We start from the raw sequence: 16,594 nt of genomic DNA, 5'->3' as shown, positions 1-16,594 counted from the left end.
TCAATTACACCATCGCCTCGCCACCACCGCCAAGGATAATTTCACCATCATCGGCAAGTCTGCGTGCAATGGTAAGCACCTCTTTCTGTGCGCCTTCGACCTCACTAACCCGTACAGGACCTTTCGCCTCAAGATCATCTTTAAGCAATTCAGCAGCACGCTTAGACATATTTCTGAAAATTTTATCCTGTAAGGCCACATCGGCACCTTTCAACGCAATAACTAGCACATCCGTCGACACTTCACGCAAGATAGCTTGAATACCCATATCTTCAACATCAAGCAGATTATCGAAAACAAACATGAGGTCAGAGATACTAGACGCCAGATATTCATCCGATTCTTTAATACTCTCCATCAACTCAACTTCTATATTAGAGTCAATAAAGTTCATGATATTCGCGGCTGATTTTACACCGCCCAAGGTAGCAGTGCTCGCACCGCCTGCGCCAGCAAATTGACGCTCCAATATGTCATTCAATTCCTGTAACGCTTGCGGCTGAATACGATCCAAAGCAGCAACGCGCATAAGAATATCAAGGCGTTGCTTTTCATCGAAACACCCTAAAACACCCGCCGCCACATCAGCTTCAAGATAAGCTACAACCACCGCCTGAATCTGTGGATGCTCATAACGAATAATTTCTGCGATTTGTCGAGGCTCCATCCAGCGCAACGTATCAAGGCCAGACGTATTGGTGCTCATAAGAATACGATCAAGGAGAGTTTTAGCTTTTTCTTCACCTAACGCCTGATTAAGCATAGAGCGAATATAGATATCGTTATTAATGCCTATACCGGTTTGGTCGCTAACCAATCCCATAAAGTCACCTACAACCGATTCTACTTTTGTCTGAGGAACATTATTTAACTGTGCCATCGCCTCTCCAATCATTTGAACCTCTTTAGGGCCCATATGTTTGAGAATTTCTGCAGCGTCAGTTTCACCCAAGCTAATCAGCAGGATGGCGGCCTTATCAATTTCACGCCCCCCCTGATCCGCTCCGTCACTCATTATCACCTACCCATTGTTTAACTGCCTGCGCTACTCTCGCAGGATCTTCGGCCACCATACTACGAATAGCATTTAACTGATAATCAAAACTTTCATTGGGGGTAGGTAGTAATTCATCATCACTGCCAAAGGTCACAGAATCAGACGAAAAGTCAGCGCCATCTAACCCAGCCAACTCAGCACTCACATCACCCGCAGCACCCAAACCAGCAACATTGCCAGCGGTACCTGCTGTCGCCAAGTTACGCAAAATTGGCCTTAAAATACCAAAAACCAAAACCAGAACAAAAATAACAGCCATTGCTTGCTTAGCGATATCCCAGATCCAATCTTCTTTCCAGATCGGAATATCTTCTGTCACTATAGGTTCTTCAGCGACAAAGGGAGTATTCACAACATTAACACTATCGCCACGCAAGGCAGAAAAACCTACAGCATCTTGGACAAGTATACGTAAGCGCTCCAATTCATTCTGATCCCAAGGCGCCCTGATCGCATCACCGCTTGCAGGGTCCACGCTAGACAAATCATCTACCACAACCGCTACAGTTAAACGTCTAACACGTCCTTGTTGATGCTTGGTATAACTGATCGTTCTATCCAACTCATAGTTTCGAGTCGCCTGCTTACGAGCGGAACCTGGAGATCCACCTCCCGCCGCAGCACTGTCACCCGACCCTACTTGTTCAGGAACACTACTTGGCCCTGGCGGCTGATTAGATAATGCACCAGGCACCCCAACAGGTGCACTTCCGCTAACACGAGATTCATCCATCGTTTGCTCACTACGCAACGCTGGCAGATCCGGATTATAAAGTTCATCCGTTTGCTCAACCGCTGTAAAGTCCACATCAGCAGATACTTCAGCACGGAAACGCCCCGCCCCCACAACGGGCTGCAGAATACTATTAACCCTATTGAGCAAAGTTCCTTCTAGGCTTCGTGTATATTCAAGCTGCTTCGCTGCTAAAACGACATTAACGTCTTTGTCGCGCATATTCAGCAAACGGCCCTGCTGATCAACCACTGTTACATCTTTAACATTAAGAGCAGGAATACTTGAAGCAACTAAATTAGCAATTGATGCAACTTGATCCCGTTCGAGAGCTCGACCAGAAAAAAGCTCTAAGAAAACTGAGGCTGTAGGCTTACGAGTGTCGCGAATAAACACCGTATCTTTAGGTATAGCTAAATGCACCCGAGCATTTCGAACGGCCGTCATACTAGCGATTGTGCGCGCCAGCTCACCCTCTAAGCCTCGTCTATACCTTGTCGTTTCCATAAACTGACTGGTACCGAGACTTTGCTCTTTATCCATAATCTCGAAGCCTACAGTTTTATCTGCAGTAAAACCTTCAGCCGCAAGTTTTAAACGTGCTTGATGAACATATTCATCAGGCACCAGTATAGCCCGACCATCCGCATCAAAATTATAGGGGACATTGTATAAACGAAGTTGTTCGATAATCTGATTCGCATCAGAAAAAGAGAGGTTACTAAAGAGAACTCGCTGCTCAGGCTTTTGAGACCATAGAACAACAGCAAAGCCTATAGCGACACTGGCAGCCAACCCAACCATCAAACCGAGTTGACGTACAATACCTAGCTTATTAAAACCTTGCATTGGGTTTCCACTTAACGTTTCAGAACCACCAGCCACAGCCACTCACCTTGAATTTCTATTTTTTATTAGATCGGCATTTTCATAATATCTTCATAAGCTGACACCAAGCGATTACGTACCTGGGTCATAGCTTGAAAAGATACAGACGCCTTCTCAGCCGCAATCATTACTTGCGGTAAATCGATACTCGAATCACCTTGCTCGTACGCAACCGCCAACTTTTTGGCACTTACCTGAGTATCATGCACACCATCAACGGCATTTTTTAAGATATCTCCAAACGACGTCCGCCCTACAACACCATTTTCCTTCAAACCTTCCGGCGCAATATCCGCCATATCGGAAGAAGGGGCTTGGACCTGCGCTTTAATCGTCCGCATCTGCATAAGAACGCTATTTATATCTGCTCTTTCTATCATACCAACACCAAGCGGCAATTTATTGACATTATAATCACACTTAGCACTTCATCAATAGAGGATAACAAAATAATGTCATTATTTTGTCTATTCAGACTATAAATGAGTGCACACGGTAGAGATAAAGCAAAAAACGGGCCATGAGCCCGCTAATCTTTTGACGTATTATCTATTAATAATGCGTTTCTGGTGGATCGCCGTATTTCAGACGCACATACATCAATGCTACGGTCAAAGCATCACCTATAGCAGTATGCCGCTCCAACATGGGGATATCTAACTTTTTCGATATAGTATCAAACCGCAAATCAACATTACCACCAACAGACTTCCACTTGATAATATCGTGATAGACGTGCGAAAGCTCAACCGCCTTGTTCGGTAAACCAAAGCCATATAGAGGCCTGATAAACTTATCCAACATGCGAATATCATAATTCACGTAATAGCCCAAAATAGGACGATTTCCCACAAACTCAAGCACCTGCTGCAAAGCATCTTCAATCTCGATACCTTCCGCTAAATCGCTCTCACGAATTTTATGAATTTTAATGGAATCGCCGCTCAAAGATTTGGGTGGCTTTAATTTAATATCTAGCCGCTCACTCGAAAGTACTTTGCGACCTCTAATCTTAACCGCACCTATAGATACAATTTCACCTTGCTTCACATCCAAACTTGTAGTTTCACAATCCAGCGATACAATTTCATCACCATTATAGGACTCAAAAAGATGGGCGAACGGACCCGCTTTGTGATCATATTTCTCTTTTATTCTTCTAACCGCTCTGGGTATTATCATCAACTAACCCCCGAGGTGATATCTCAGCTCAAGATGCTTCTTAAATCCTTTTACAATATGCAAAGCATCCCGTAACAGATCACGCTCCATTTTATCTAACGACTGTAATTCAATTAAGTTAGGTGTTTGGTCGTGACCAGTTTCACTACACTCTATACGTTTAATTTGCTGCCTTAACCTTAAACTAATAAATAAACTTAGCGCCTCCGCTAGCTCGCTACCATGTTTTTTCTGCAACTGTTCCTGCTCAACCAACGCTTCAATTCGCTCAAATGTATTTGTCACCTTGATACGATATTCAAGAGCAATAGTCCGAATACCATGAACTATAGGAAATATCCCACCCTTCTTAATATCTAAGTGCCCTTTATCTTTTAAATTACCAAAGAAGGTTAGCGGCGTATCGAACTCTAAAGACGCTTTTGCAAAATGGGAGAAAAAAACATCATTATTACGCAAATGACGCATAAACCAATTACGGCTCGCTTTAAATATAGCAGGGTTACCAGCCACAGGCTTAGCATCTATCGCGATAGCCAAATTCATCTGCGACTCACAGTCGCACTTTTCAGCCCACTCCCTCAACATCTGAGTCCATTCACCCAATGAACGAACCCAAGCAGGGTTTGAAACCATAATATTACCTGGGCACGGAGGAAAACCGAATCCGATCAAAGTCTCACTAAAGCGGTTTAAGGTCGCCTGCATCTCCGGCCAGACTAATCCATCTCGATAAATAACAGCATTATCTTGATCAGTTTTCATAATCTGTTCACCACGTCCTTCCGAACCCATCACCAAAAGGCAAACATGCGGCTGCATATCAGAAGGCATGATAATATTGAATAATTTGGCGATTATTCGACCATTCATGGCGGCTAAAAGATCCATAGCAAAACGCGTTTTAACGCCATGTGAAACCAAAGCCTTAATTAAATCATCTAAACCCTGCGCAGCCTCTTTTAGATCTTCAACCGTTTGCGCTCTCTCAATCCTCAAACCAATAACATGAGAATGACTCGAGAAATAGCTTAATACATCTGTGAGCTCTACAATCCCACTCATCTCAGATCCCTGCATAACCACAACACGTTCAATACGCTGCTGGGTCATAATAATTAACGCATTGAATAGATAATCGTCAGGTTCTACTGTAATTAAGCGGTAACTTGCTATCTCCGCAAGATCTGTATCCATCGGCATCTCATTCACGATGACCGCATCAAGCAAGTCAGTTCCCGTTACCATCCCATATCGGCTTCCTCGCCTAACCAACAAGCAATCCGATTTATGCTCTCGCATAATCAAGGTTGCTTCACGTATAGAGGTCCCCTCCACTATGACCAACGGTTCCCTAATCAACCCATCAGATACTTTAGCCAACATAAATTCAGCCATATCTTGGTCTTTGCCATGCTGCTGAACAATTTCAGCTTTAGCCGACAGATTTTGCTGGAAGTAATCAGCAAATAGGCTGTTAGTAGACATTAAGTCCAATAAAGTTTTTGTTGGTAAAACGTGACAAATAGTTTCCTCTTCAGCAATGAAGTTATGAATCGCTTTGCCACGAATTGATGACCAGCCACCGAAATAATCTTCATTTGTGTAATAAACAAAAATTTGCTCTCGGCTCGTTTCCCCCTCCTTAATAACTTCACTTTCTCCAACCCTTCCTTTCAAAATAATAAACACACCTTCAGGCTCCTCACCAGCAGCCATAATAACCTCACCTTTCTGGTAATAGCCTATATCTAGGCTAGAGCGCAGTGTGTTTTGCTCTTTTTCATCCAACAAACTAAACGGTAGATTTGTCATTTTGAAAGAATCAGGCATATCTAAAATCCTTATACAATATTCACAAAAAAAGGCGCTCCAACTCTACGCTGGGCGCCTCTTTAATAGGTGATTACTCGATCTTAATGATCATGAGCCTCAGCAGCGCCACGCGGAATACGCAGATCAGCTACAATCTCCTGAATTTCTTTTGGTGGTGCCGCAGTCATACTAGATACTACGAAACCAACAATAATATGCAGAACCGCACCAACAGTACCGAAGCCACCTGGAGAGATGCCTAAGAAATACTGATCAGGTGTACCACTACCAAATGCGAAGTAGTACATGTAGCACATTGTAGATACTAGACCTACCAACATACCGGCAATCGCACCTTGTGAGTTATGACGAGTCCAGAAGATACCCATAATGATTGCTGGGAATACTGAAGCACACGCCAAACCAAACGCCAAGGCTACAACTTGAGCAACAAAGCCTGGCGGGTTAATACCGAAGTAACCGGCAATACAAATCGCAACAATCGCAGCTAGACGAGCATAAAGAAGCTCCTGCTTATCGCTGATATTCGGATTGATAGTTTTCTTCATCAAGTCATGGGAGATCGCTGTTGAAATTACCAACAACAAGCCCGCTGCAGTAGATAGTGCCGCTGCAACCGCACCCGCTGCTACTAACGCAATTACCCAGTTAGGAAGCTGCGCAATATCAGGGTTAGCCAACACCATAATGTCTCGGTCGACATATACTTCGTTAGCAAATGGCTGTTTATTTGCATCAAAATCAGCACCAGTAAGAGGGTTAGTGGCTACACGCTGCCCATACTCACCCCGCTCTTCTGTGAAGGCCGGCTTGCCTTTCTTAGCGTCAAATGCAGGACCTGCAGCATACTGAACTTTACCGTCACCGTTACGGTCATTCCAACCGATAAGACCTGTATTTTCCCACTGCTGGAACCACTTAGCATCGGTTTTTAGAGCTTCATAAGAAGCACCCGAACCATCAGCGCCATTCAGTGTTTGGATAAGGTTTACACGACCAAAACCAGCAACACCAGGAATCGCAGTATAAAGAAGCGCAATGAAGATCAATGCATAACCAGCAGAGATACGAGCATCCTTAACACGAGGAACCGTGAAGAAACGTACGATTACATGTGGAAGACCTGCAGTACCGCACATTAGCGCAACGGTTAAGCAGAAGATATCAATCGTAGATTTCGTACCACTAGTATACTGACTAAAACCTAGATCAACTGAAAGTTGGTCCAAGGTCGCTAGCACGGACATTCCACTATCTAAAGTTGCACCTAAACCGATCTGAGGAAGGATGTGACCCGTAACCTGAGCAGATAGGAACAATGCAGGTACAGTAAACGCAAGAATAAGTACGCAGTACTGTGCAACCTGAGTATAAGTAATACCTTTCATACCACCGAGTACAGCGTAGAAGAATACGATCGCCATACCGATAATTACACCTGTGTTGATATCAACGTGTAGGTAACGAGAGAACACGATACCAACACCACGCATCTGACCAGCAACGTAAGTGAAAGAGATTACAATTGTACAAGCTACTGCAATTACACGCGCAGTTTGCGAGTAATAACGGTCACCGATAAAGTCAGGTACTGTGAACTTACCAAACTTACGTAGGTAAGGCGCTAACAGCAGTGCTAACAATACATAACCACCAGTCCAACCCATTAAATAAGCTGAACCATCACGACCGATAAAGGAAACCAAACCGGCTAGAGAGATAAACGAAGCTGCAGACATCCAGTCAGCGGCCGTCGCCATACCGTTTGCAATTGGTGGTACACCACCGCCTGCCACGTAGAATTCTTTGGTTGATCCTGCGCGCGCCCATATCGCAATACCGATATATAGCGCAAAGGAGCCACCTACAAAGAGAAAAGTTAAAACGTCGAGACTCATAGCAATGCCGTCCTAATTGAAATTATTATTGTTATTCGTGAACGTCATACTTCTCGTCAAGCTTGTTCATACTGAACACATAAGTCCAGATCAAGATGACGAATACGAAGATTGACCCCTGTTGGCCGAACCAAAAACCTAATGGGAAACCGAAAAACGGAATCTCGTTAAGCTGTTCAACGAACAGGATCGCGCAGCCGTAGGAAACCACGAACCAGATCGCAAGGTGAGTCATAATGATGCGCAAATTTTCGCGCCAGTAGGCTTGCGCCTGCTCATTACTAATTGACATAACACCATCCTTATTTTTGTTATTGAAAAATTGGTGAAAATTTAAGACAGGTAGAGACTATCAGACACCGCAGCCAAACAAAGCTAAACTTTAGTCGACTCGTTATATCCTTATACCTATCAATTTCCCTCTGATTAGCCATTTCCCGCAGACTCTAGGGCATAACCAAAAAACCTATTAACAACAAGCACCTATACAAAAGTATTAGTCATTTAGATACATATCTATTAGTTATTCTGCAAAAATCAGGTAAACATTGGGTTCCTGCTCAAAACAAGTAAACTAACTACCTGACAATCTCACCGAGGAATTGTGTTTATGCTTTCAGGTTGGTCGATAATTCTTATATCGCTTGCCTACCTAGGCTTGCTTTTTGCCATCGCTTACTACGGTGACAAAAATGCTCAAAAAAATCCTCGGGCAGCCAGTAGACCGATCATCTACTCACTCTCCCTTGCCGTCTACTGCTCTTCTTGGACCTTTTATGGCGCAGTAGGCAGAGCAAGCACCAACGGATGGGAGTTTTTAGCCACTTATCTCGGGCCGGTCATCGTATTTATTTTCGGCTGGCAATTAATTGAAAAAATGGTGCTGATCAGCAAACAACAAAATATAACAACCATCTCTGATTTCATCTCATCTCGTTATGGTAAAAGCCAAGCCCTAGCTGTATTAGTAACCATTATTGCCGTTACCGGCACTATGCCCTATATAGCCATGCAGCTTAAAGCGGTGGCGATTAGCTACAACGCCTTAACACCGGGAACAGAAGAGGTCATCAGTAAAGGGAGCGATACAGCGCTCTTCGTTGCCATTGTCATGGCCATATTTGCCATTCTTTTTGGTACGCGACAGATAGATGCGACCGAACACCATGAAGGTTTAGTACTCGCCGTAGCTTTCGAATCCATCGTAAAACTCGCAGCATTTATAGCCGTTGGTATTTTCGTAACCTTTGAAGTTTTTGATGGTTTTGGCAACCTTGCTTACAATATCGCCCTACAGTTAAATAACAATAACAACTACACAACCTCACTCCTTGAGGGCAGTTTTTTAACAGAGACACTTCTCGCCTGCGCGGCCGTCATCTGCTTACCGCGTCAATTTCATGTCACCATAGTAGAAAATACACATGCTGGACATTTAAAACTGGCTCGCTGGTTATTTCCTGTCTATTTGATTTTACTATCGGCTTTCGTTTTACCCATCTCTACAGCAGGTGTGCTCTATTTTGAAGGTACAAACGTTGATGCAGATACTTTTGTACTTATGCTCCCCTTAGCTGCGGATTACAAACAACTTGCGACCTTCGCGTTTATTGGGGGATTATCCGCGGCCACCAGTATGGTTATCGTAGCAAGCATTACCTTAGCCACAATGGTATGTAACGACATAATCATGCCGCTTTTATTTCGTATTTCATGGCTCAGACTCTCTGATAACAAAGATATCGGCTCCCTTTTACTTCGTGTCCGACGTATCACCATTTTATGCTTAATGATCTTGGCCTATTTCTACTATCGAATCCTAGGCGATCAATCCCCGCTAGCTTCTTTCGGCTTACTTGCATTTGTGGCAGCAGCACAATTTCTACCAGCGATTATTGGCGGAATTTACTGGAAATCTGGATCCCGCAATGGGGTTATTGCCGGCCTAATTGGCGGATTTATACTATGGCTTTATACCCTTGTGCTCCCCTCATTTAGTGAAGCAGGATTACTAGGCCCTGAGTATCTCAATAACGGGATATTTAATATCACTTGGCTTTCACCAACCAATCTATTTAACCTCGATAGCCTAGATGTTTTATCCCATGGGGTATTCTGGTCTCTATTCGTTAATACGAGTCTTTATATTCTGATCTCTCGCTACGCAACACCGCGACTTGTGGACCGCATACAAGCAAGCGCATTTGTTGACGTATACAACAAGGATCTAACCGAAAGTTCAAGACAGTACGGACAAGTCACTGTTGGTGATTTACAAATGCTAACTGAACGCTTTCTAGGGATCAGCCGCACCCAACATGCATTTACGGGCTTTGCTCTACAACGGGATGAAGAGCCACCCCTATCTGATGATAAAGCCACGCCTGAATTAATCCAATTTACCGAACGCTTACTTGCGGGCGTGATTGGTGCTTCATCTTCACGCATAGTCTTAGCGTCCACCTTGCGTGGAAAAGATATGCACATTGGCGATGTGGTAACTATCGTTGATGAAGCCTCTCAAGCACTCCGGTTTAACCGTTCACTGCTGCAATCAACTATTGAAAATATCAGCTTAGGCATTAGCGTTGTCGATCAGCAAATGAGACTTGTTGCATGGAATCGAGTTTATGTAGAGATGTTCGATTATCCGGAAGGCCTTATCTGCGTTGGACGCCCAATTGAAGAAGTATTTCGTTTTAACGCAACCAAAGGAGAGTACGGCCCCGGTAATAACGAGGAACAGGTCAAAAAGCGTTTATCTTTACTTAAATCAAGCCAACGCCACAGTTACGAGCGTTTTCGCCCCAATGGCACAGTCTTAGAAGTCCGCGGCAACCCAATGCCTAACGGCGGCTACGTTAACACCTACATGGACATCACCACTTACAAACATGTAGAAGAAGCGTTAAGGGAAAGCGAACAAAATATTCGCATCTACACGGACAATGTACCTGTACTGATTGCATACCTTGATCCAGAGCGACGCTATCTTTTTGTCAATAAGGCTTATGCAGAGACCTTCCACTTAGATCGAAACTCAATCTCAGGAAAACCCTGCTATAAAATCATGTCTGAAGCAGAATATGAGCTTAGAAGCCCTTACATTACCGAAGCACTAAAAGGTAAACAGCAGCGTTTTGAAACGACCTTACCGACTTCCGACGGAAGCAAGCGATACGCAGAAGTAAAATACATTCCACATATAGGTGATTACGGCGATGTACTAGGTTACTTCTCTTTATATCAAGATATTACAGAGCGACGTAAAGCAGAAATAGCCCTTAAAGAGACTAACGAAACCTTAGAACAGAGAGTGAGAGAGCGAACGCACGCCCTTTCTGTAGTAAACAAAGAACTACGTAAAGAAAATACAATCCGCTCACTAATGGAAGATGAACTACGTCAGGCCAAATCGGACGCTGATGATGCTAATATAGGCAAGACACGTTTCTTAGCTTCAGCAAGTCATGACCTATTACAGCCTTTAAATGCGGCACGTCTATTTACTTCCGCACTGGCCCAACAGAGCCATAGCGAGGAAACAAGTCAGCTTGTAGACAACCTAAATGGTTCTTTAACTGCGGCAGAAGAGCTAATTACCGCTTTACTCGATATATCTAAATTAGATGCCGGTGCATTAATTCCTTCAATTAGTGACTTCTGCCTAAGCGATATGTTTAACGCGCTGAATACAGAATTTACAGCCGTTGCAAAGAAAAAAGGGCTGAAATTTCGTTTCGTCCCATGTAATAAGGTTGTTCGTTCCGACCAACAACTTTTGCGCCGTGTAATTCAAAACTTCCTATCCAACGCTATCCGTTACACACAAGAGGGAAAAATTCTACTGGGTTGTCGCAGAGACAATAACATGCTGAGAATTGAAGTATGGGATACCGGTGTCGGCATAGCTGAAGATAAACTCAACGAGGTATTTGAAGAGTTCAAGCGAATAGACAACCCAAGACACTCCCAAGTACAAGGTCTAGGGCTAGGGCTAGCCATCACCGAGCGTATTGCTAACATGCTAGGACACAGCCTGAATGTTCGCTCATGGCCAACCAAAGGCACCGTGTTTAGTATTGAAATACCTTTAGGTGATCCAGCAAAAGCCATCAAACCTAAACCGGAAAAACGCGGCTGGATTCACAGCAAAGGGCTTAAAGGAATTAAAGCATTAGTGATCGATAATGAACCTAAAATTCTTGAAGGGATGTCAGCTTTACTTAATGGTTGGGAATGCGAGGTTAATACAGCACTATCAACAGAGGATGCGATAAAACAAATTAACGCGGGCTTCCAACCCGAAATAATTCTGGCAGATTATCATCTTTCAGAAACACTAACCGGCATTATGGCGCTGGAAGATATTCAACCACTGCTCAACAAAAAAGTACCGGCCATTATCATTACCGCAGACCGCACCGAAGCAGTGAAAGAGGAGATTGCGGCCAATGGTGCTCAACTACTCACTAAACCGATTAAGCCTGCTGCACTTAGGGCCATCATTAACAAAACCATCGCAACTGCACGAGCCAGCTAAAGCACATTACCTCTGTGACATAGACATGAAAAAAGGCGCATCAAGCGCCTTATTAACATTAACGAGCTACAGGTTACTCTAAATCAGTTTTAGGCGGTTCAACACCTAAACGTTGCGCTGCGATGACCGCCTGAGTACGACTATGAACGCCCAATTTACGTAAGATAGCAGTTACATGCGCTTTGATTGTTGCTTCTGAAACATTTAATTCATAAGCAATCTGCTTGTTTAACAACCCTTCAGTCAACATAGTCAACACGCGAAATTGCTGCGGCGTTAAGGCCGCTAAAGCGACTGCAAACTTCTGATCATCCTCACTTACATCAGGAAGATTATCTGCAACCTCCTGTGGCAACCATTCCTCCCCTTTTAATACTGCAACAACCGCATCCGCTATTGTTTCTAAAGAAGAAGATTTTGGAATAAAACCAGAAGCACCATAATCAATTGCACGCTTCATAATATGAGGCTGTTCACTTCCGGAAACTACAACCACAGGTATACCTGGATTTTGACCACGAAGAAAAACCAAACCTGAGAATCCATTAGTGCCTGGCATGTGAATATCAAGCAAAACAAGATCAGCATCAGAATGCTGGTCAACAGCCTCCTGAACAGCCGGTAGAGAATCTGCTTCTATCGTCTCGACGCCGGGCAGTGCCTGAGCAACCGCCTGCTTCAAAGCCGCGCGAAATAGTGGATGATCATCTGCAATAATAATTTTTTGAGCTAACTGCATGCGTTCAATTCCCCCTTAAGAAACTGTTACTCGAACGCCGACCGTAAATGGAACGGTTTTCCAGTGATTTAACTACTACTATAGAACAAAAAACTCCCGTAAGTCTCGGATATTCCGAGTCCTACGAGAGTTTTTAGACTAAATATTAAAAAATATTACTTAGCACGGTTCATTCGGTTATTGATGAGATCATCTACAACCGACGGATCAGCCAGTGTTGAGGTATCACCTAATGCATCAAAATCATCTTCAGCAATCTTACGTAAGATACGGCGCATGATTTTACCAGAACGAGTTTTCGGCATGCCTGGTGCAAATTGAATCAAGTCAGGCGAAGCAATTGGACCAATCTCAGAGCGAACATGCATACGCAGTTCTTTCAGTAGCTCATCTGATTGCTCGTAGCCGGACTGTAGCGTCACGTATACGTAGATACCCTGACCCTTAACTTCATGCGGGTAACCTACTACAGCAGCTTCAGCTACAGCAGGATGCGCAACAAGTGCTGACTCAACCTCAGCGGTACCCATACGGTGACCAGAAACGTTAATTACGTCATCTACACGACCTGTGATCCAGTAATATCCATCTTCATCACGACGCGCACCATCACCTGTAGTGTAATAGCCTTTATACGTAGAGAAGTAAGTCTGAATAAAGCGCTCATGATCACCCCAAATAGAACGACTCTGACCAGGCCATGAGTCTTTAATAACGAGGTTACCATCGGTAGCACCTTCCAGCTCATTACCATCCGCATCAAGCAATGCTGGCTGAACACCAAAGAATGGACGTGAAGCAGCGCCTGGTTTAGCAGCAGTAGCACCAGGTAGAGGCAAGATCATCATGCCACCTGTTTCTGTCTGCCACCACGTATCAACAATTGGGCAACGGCTCTGACCAATAACACGGTAATACCATTCCCACGCCTCAGGGTTAATCGGTTCACCTACTGAACCTAAGATACGTAGTGAAGATAGGTCGGAATCACCTAGAACATCTTCACCTTGCTGCATCAAGGCACGAATCGCGGTTGGCGCCGTGTAGAACTGGTTAACTTTATGCTTTTCAATAACGCGACCGAAACGGCTGTTATCTGGGTAGCTTGGAACACCTTCAAACATCAATGAGGTGCCGCCATTGGCAAGTGGTCCATAGACAATATAACTATGACCTGTAACCCAACCCACATCGGCAGTACACCAGTAGATATCACCTTCTTTATAATCGAAGGCATATTCATGAGTCATAGAAGCGTAAACCATGTAGCCGCCGGTTGTATGCTCAAGACCTTTTGGCGCACCCGTTGAACCGGATGTGTAAAGGATAAACATTGGCGCTTCAGCTTCCATCTCTTCAGGAGCACATTCTGCAGAAGCATCAGCTACTAGGTCTTCATACCAAACATCAACGCTGTCATTCCACTCAACATCTTGATCAACACGCTTAACAACGATAACGCTCTCGATGCATGCTTTCGCTGCTTCATGCTCAAGCGCTTTGTCAACATTAGCTTTCAGCGGTACAGACTTACCTGCACGTAGGGAGTAGTTTGAAGTAACAACGACTTTAGAGTTCGCGCCTTCGATACGTGCTGCAAGCGCTTCTGGTGAGAAACCACCAAATACGATTGAATGCACTGCACCAATACGTGTACATGCCAGCATCGCAACAGCAGCTTCAGGGATCATTGGCATGTAAAGAGTTACAACATCGCCTTTTTTAACGCCACGCGCTTTAAGCGCATTTGAGAACTTACAAACACGCTCATGTAGTTGACGGTAAGTAATATTTTCAGACTCACTTGGGTCATCTCCTTCCCAAATGATAGCAACCTGATCACCGCGAGTTTCTAAATGACGATCAAGACAGTTATATGACGCATTTAACGTACCATCTTCGAACCAACGGATATCAACATTATGTGGATCAAAAGATGTATTTTTAACTTTTGTATATGGTTTGAACCAATCTAGGCGTTTACCTGCTTCACCCCAGAATGAGTCTGGATCATTCACAGACTGATCGTACATTGCTAGATATTTATCATTATCAATGTGCGCCTGTGCCGCGATCTCCGGACTAACTGGATATATTTTTTCACTCATCGTGATGCCCTTAGCTTGATTGTTGTAATTATAAAATACCCTCAGATCGTCTATGTTTTTGGTATTTTTTATTATCAGACGCAAATGAGGTTAAATATCTGTCCTAGGTTTATACAGAAGGGAGAGCAATACCCTGAATTAGACCTTGGTATATCCGAACTAAGACCTTAGTCCCAGAAAACCCACAACAAGCTGATTTGTAAGTGATTTTTTATTATCCAACAATTCATCAACGACCGAGCAATTTATCCAAATCTAAGCCTAACTCACGCATTTTTGCTAATTTATAGCGCAAGGTTCGGGGACTTATCCCTAAATTTTCAGCAGCATTCTTACGACTTCCATGAGTTGCTTTCAACGCATCGATAATTAATTGGAATTCATGTTGGCGCATACCTTCGCCCAACTGACCCACCAAATCTTCATCATCTAATTCGGTCTCTACTTCCGATATTTCCGCCTGGGAAATGTCAGCAGGATTAAGCATAAGATCAGCCATTCGAATCTCAGCCCCCCCTTGCAAAATCAAAGCACGCTGAACCACATTATCCAATTCTCTAACATTCCCCGGCCAAGTATGCTCAACTAGTGCATTAACAACTTCAGAGGACAAACCAACAGGGGAACGCTGCATCTTTTGGCAATACTTGCTAAATAAAAGCTCAGCTAAAGGCACTATATCCGCTGGCCGCTCTCTCAAGGGTCGCCATTGAAGAGGAAACACATTTAAACGGTAATAAAGATCTTCTCGAAACTTACCCTCAGAAACATAAGTTTCAAGCTTGCGGTTAGTCGTAGCAATCACACGGACATTGAGCGATATCACTTTACGCCCACCTATACGCTCAACCTCTTGCTCCTGCAAAACGCGTAACAGTTTTGCCTGTAAACCTAAATCCATTTCCGACACTTCATCTAAAAGCAAAGTCCCTCCATCAGCTTGTTCAAACTTACCGGGAGAGCTGGTATATGCTCCAGTAAACGCCCCTTTTTCATGCCCAAATAGCGTAGCTTCCAACATATTTTCAGGGATAGCTGCGCAATTGATGGCAATAAACGGGTTATCCGCTCGTGAAGAGTGGTTATGAATATATTGGGCTAAAACCTCTTTACCCGTGCCTGATTCACCAGAGATAAGCACTGTTGAATCTGAAGCAGCCACTCTTTTAGCCAATTGAAGTAATTGCTTACTACTACTCTCTTCCGCAATGGGCTGTTGTGCTTCGGGCGCTACAACAGCACCCGAGGCAAAACGACGTACAGCAGAAATAAGGGCTTCAGAATCAAAAGGTTTCATTAAATAATCAACAGCACCTGCCTTAATCGCCTCAACTGCTTTACTCACTTGGCCAAATGCAGTGATCAACATAACAGGAAGCCCAGGATGTACTTTCCGAATTTCATCTAAAAGCTGATGACCATCCATGCCTGGCATATTCACATCAGTAACAACCATATCGACCTGCTGTTTGGCGAGTAACGCTAAGGCCTCTTCAGCATCAGGCGCCTCAATATAGGAGAACCCCGCTAGCTCTAGCGTATCGCAAAGCGCTTCTCGTAACTCATTGTCATCTTCAACAATCATTATCTTATTAGGCATGTTGTATATC

11 protein-coding genes are annotated in these 16,594 nt (G+C 43.9%); 1 reads left to right on the top strand and 10 read right to left on the bottom strand.

All coding sequences use genetic code 11. From position 1 onward, the window contains the following. Positions 1–4: 4 nt before the first annotated feature. From fliG to ACOQOE_RS03100, 7 genes are all read right to left on the bottom strand, one after another. A complete protein-coding gene (fliG, locus tag ACOQOE_RS03130) occupies positions 5–1,015 on the bottom strand; it encodes a flagellar motor switch protein FliG (RefSeq protein ID WP_067866497.1) in 1,011 nt (336 codons plus the stop codon). After that, entirely contained in the window at positions 1,008–2,639 is a 1,632-nt protein-coding gene (gene fliF / locus ACOQOE_RS03125; protein ID WP_067866618.1) for a flagellar basal-body MS-ring/collar protein FliF, read from the bottom strand. The genes fliG and fliF overlap by 8 nt, the downstream gene beginning before the upstream one ends. A 65-nt stretch (positions 2,640–2,704) precedes the next feature. Continuing rightward, on the bottom strand, positions 2,705–3,058 hold the full coding sequence (gene fliE, locus ACOQOE_RS03120; RefSeq protein WP_420554862.1) for a flagellar hook-basal body complex protein FliE: 354 nt from the start codon (positions 3,056–3,058) through the stop codon (positions 2,705–2,707). Positions 3,059–3,230: 172 nt separating this feature from the next. Continuing rightward, complete coding sequence (locus ACOQOE_RS03115) at positions 3,231–3,860, bottom strand: 3'-5' exonuclease (protein ID WP_067866501.1); 630 nt, start codon at positions 3,858–3,860, stop codon at positions 3,231–3,233. A 3-nt stretch (positions 3,861–3,863) separates the two neighbouring features. Next, positions 3,864–5,693, bottom strand: a complete 1,830-nt coding sequence (locus ACOQOE_RS03110; RefSeq protein WP_420554861.1) for a putative nucleotidyltransferase substrate binding domain-containing protein — start codon at positions 5,691–5,693, stop codon at positions 3,864–3,866. Positions 5,694–5,776: 83 nt separating this feature from the next. Continuing rightward, complete coding sequence (locus ACOQOE_RS03105; RefSeq protein ID WP_420554860.1) at positions 5,777–7,594, bottom strand: sodium:solute symporter family protein; 1,818 nt, start codon at positions 7,592–7,594, stop codon at positions 5,777–5,779. 31 nt (positions 7,595–7,625) lie between these two features. Next, positions 7,626–7,886, bottom strand: coding sequence for a DUF4212 domain-containing protein (locus ACOQOE_RS03100; protein ID WP_067866506.1), 261 nt, complete (start codon positions 7,884–7,886; stop codon positions 7,626–7,628). 318 nt (positions 7,887–8,204) lie between these two features. Between ACOQOE_RS03100 and ACOQOE_RS03095 the strand changes: the two genes are divergently transcribed. Beyond that, complete coding sequence (locus ACOQOE_RS03095) at positions 8,205–12,137, top strand: NahK/ErcS family hybrid sensor histidine kinase/response regulator (protein WP_420554859.1); 3,933 nt, start codon at positions 8,205–8,207, stop codon at positions 12,135–12,137. Positions 12,138–12,210: 73 nt separating this feature from the next. Here the strand turns inward: ACOQOE_RS03095 and ACOQOE_RS03090 are convergent, their stop codons facing one another. The 3 genes from ACOQOE_RS03090 to ACOQOE_RS03080 form a co-directional block, all read right to left on the bottom strand. Then, positions 12,211–12,876, bottom strand: coding sequence for a response regulator (locus ACOQOE_RS03090; protein WP_420554858.1), 666 nt, complete (start codon positions 12,874–12,876; stop codon positions 12,211–12,213). Between the two features lie 155 nt (positions 12,877–13,031). Next, on the bottom strand, positions 13,032–14,984 hold the full coding sequence (acs, locus tag ACOQOE_RS03085) for an acetate--CoA ligase (RefSeq protein WP_067866512.1): 1,953 nt from the start codon (positions 14,982–14,984) through the stop codon (positions 13,032–13,034). A gap of 229 nt (positions 14,985–15,213) precedes the next feature. Next, on the bottom strand, positions 15,214–16,584 hold the full coding sequence (locus tag ACOQOE_RS03080) for a sigma-54-dependent transcriptional regulator (protein ID WP_420554857.1): 1,371 nt from the start codon (positions 16,582–16,584) through the stop codon (positions 15,214–15,216). Between the last annotated feature and the right edge of the window lie 10 nt (positions 16,585–16,594).

The organism is Neptuniibacter marinus, from assembly GCF_965223595.1.
Classification (GTDB): Bacteria; Pseudomonadota; Gammaproteobacteria; order Pseudomonadales; family Balneatricaceae; genus Neptuniibacter; species Neptuniibacter marinus.
Note: the sequence above shows the minus strand (reverse complement) of the source record. Positions and strands in the feature narration are given on the sequence as shown.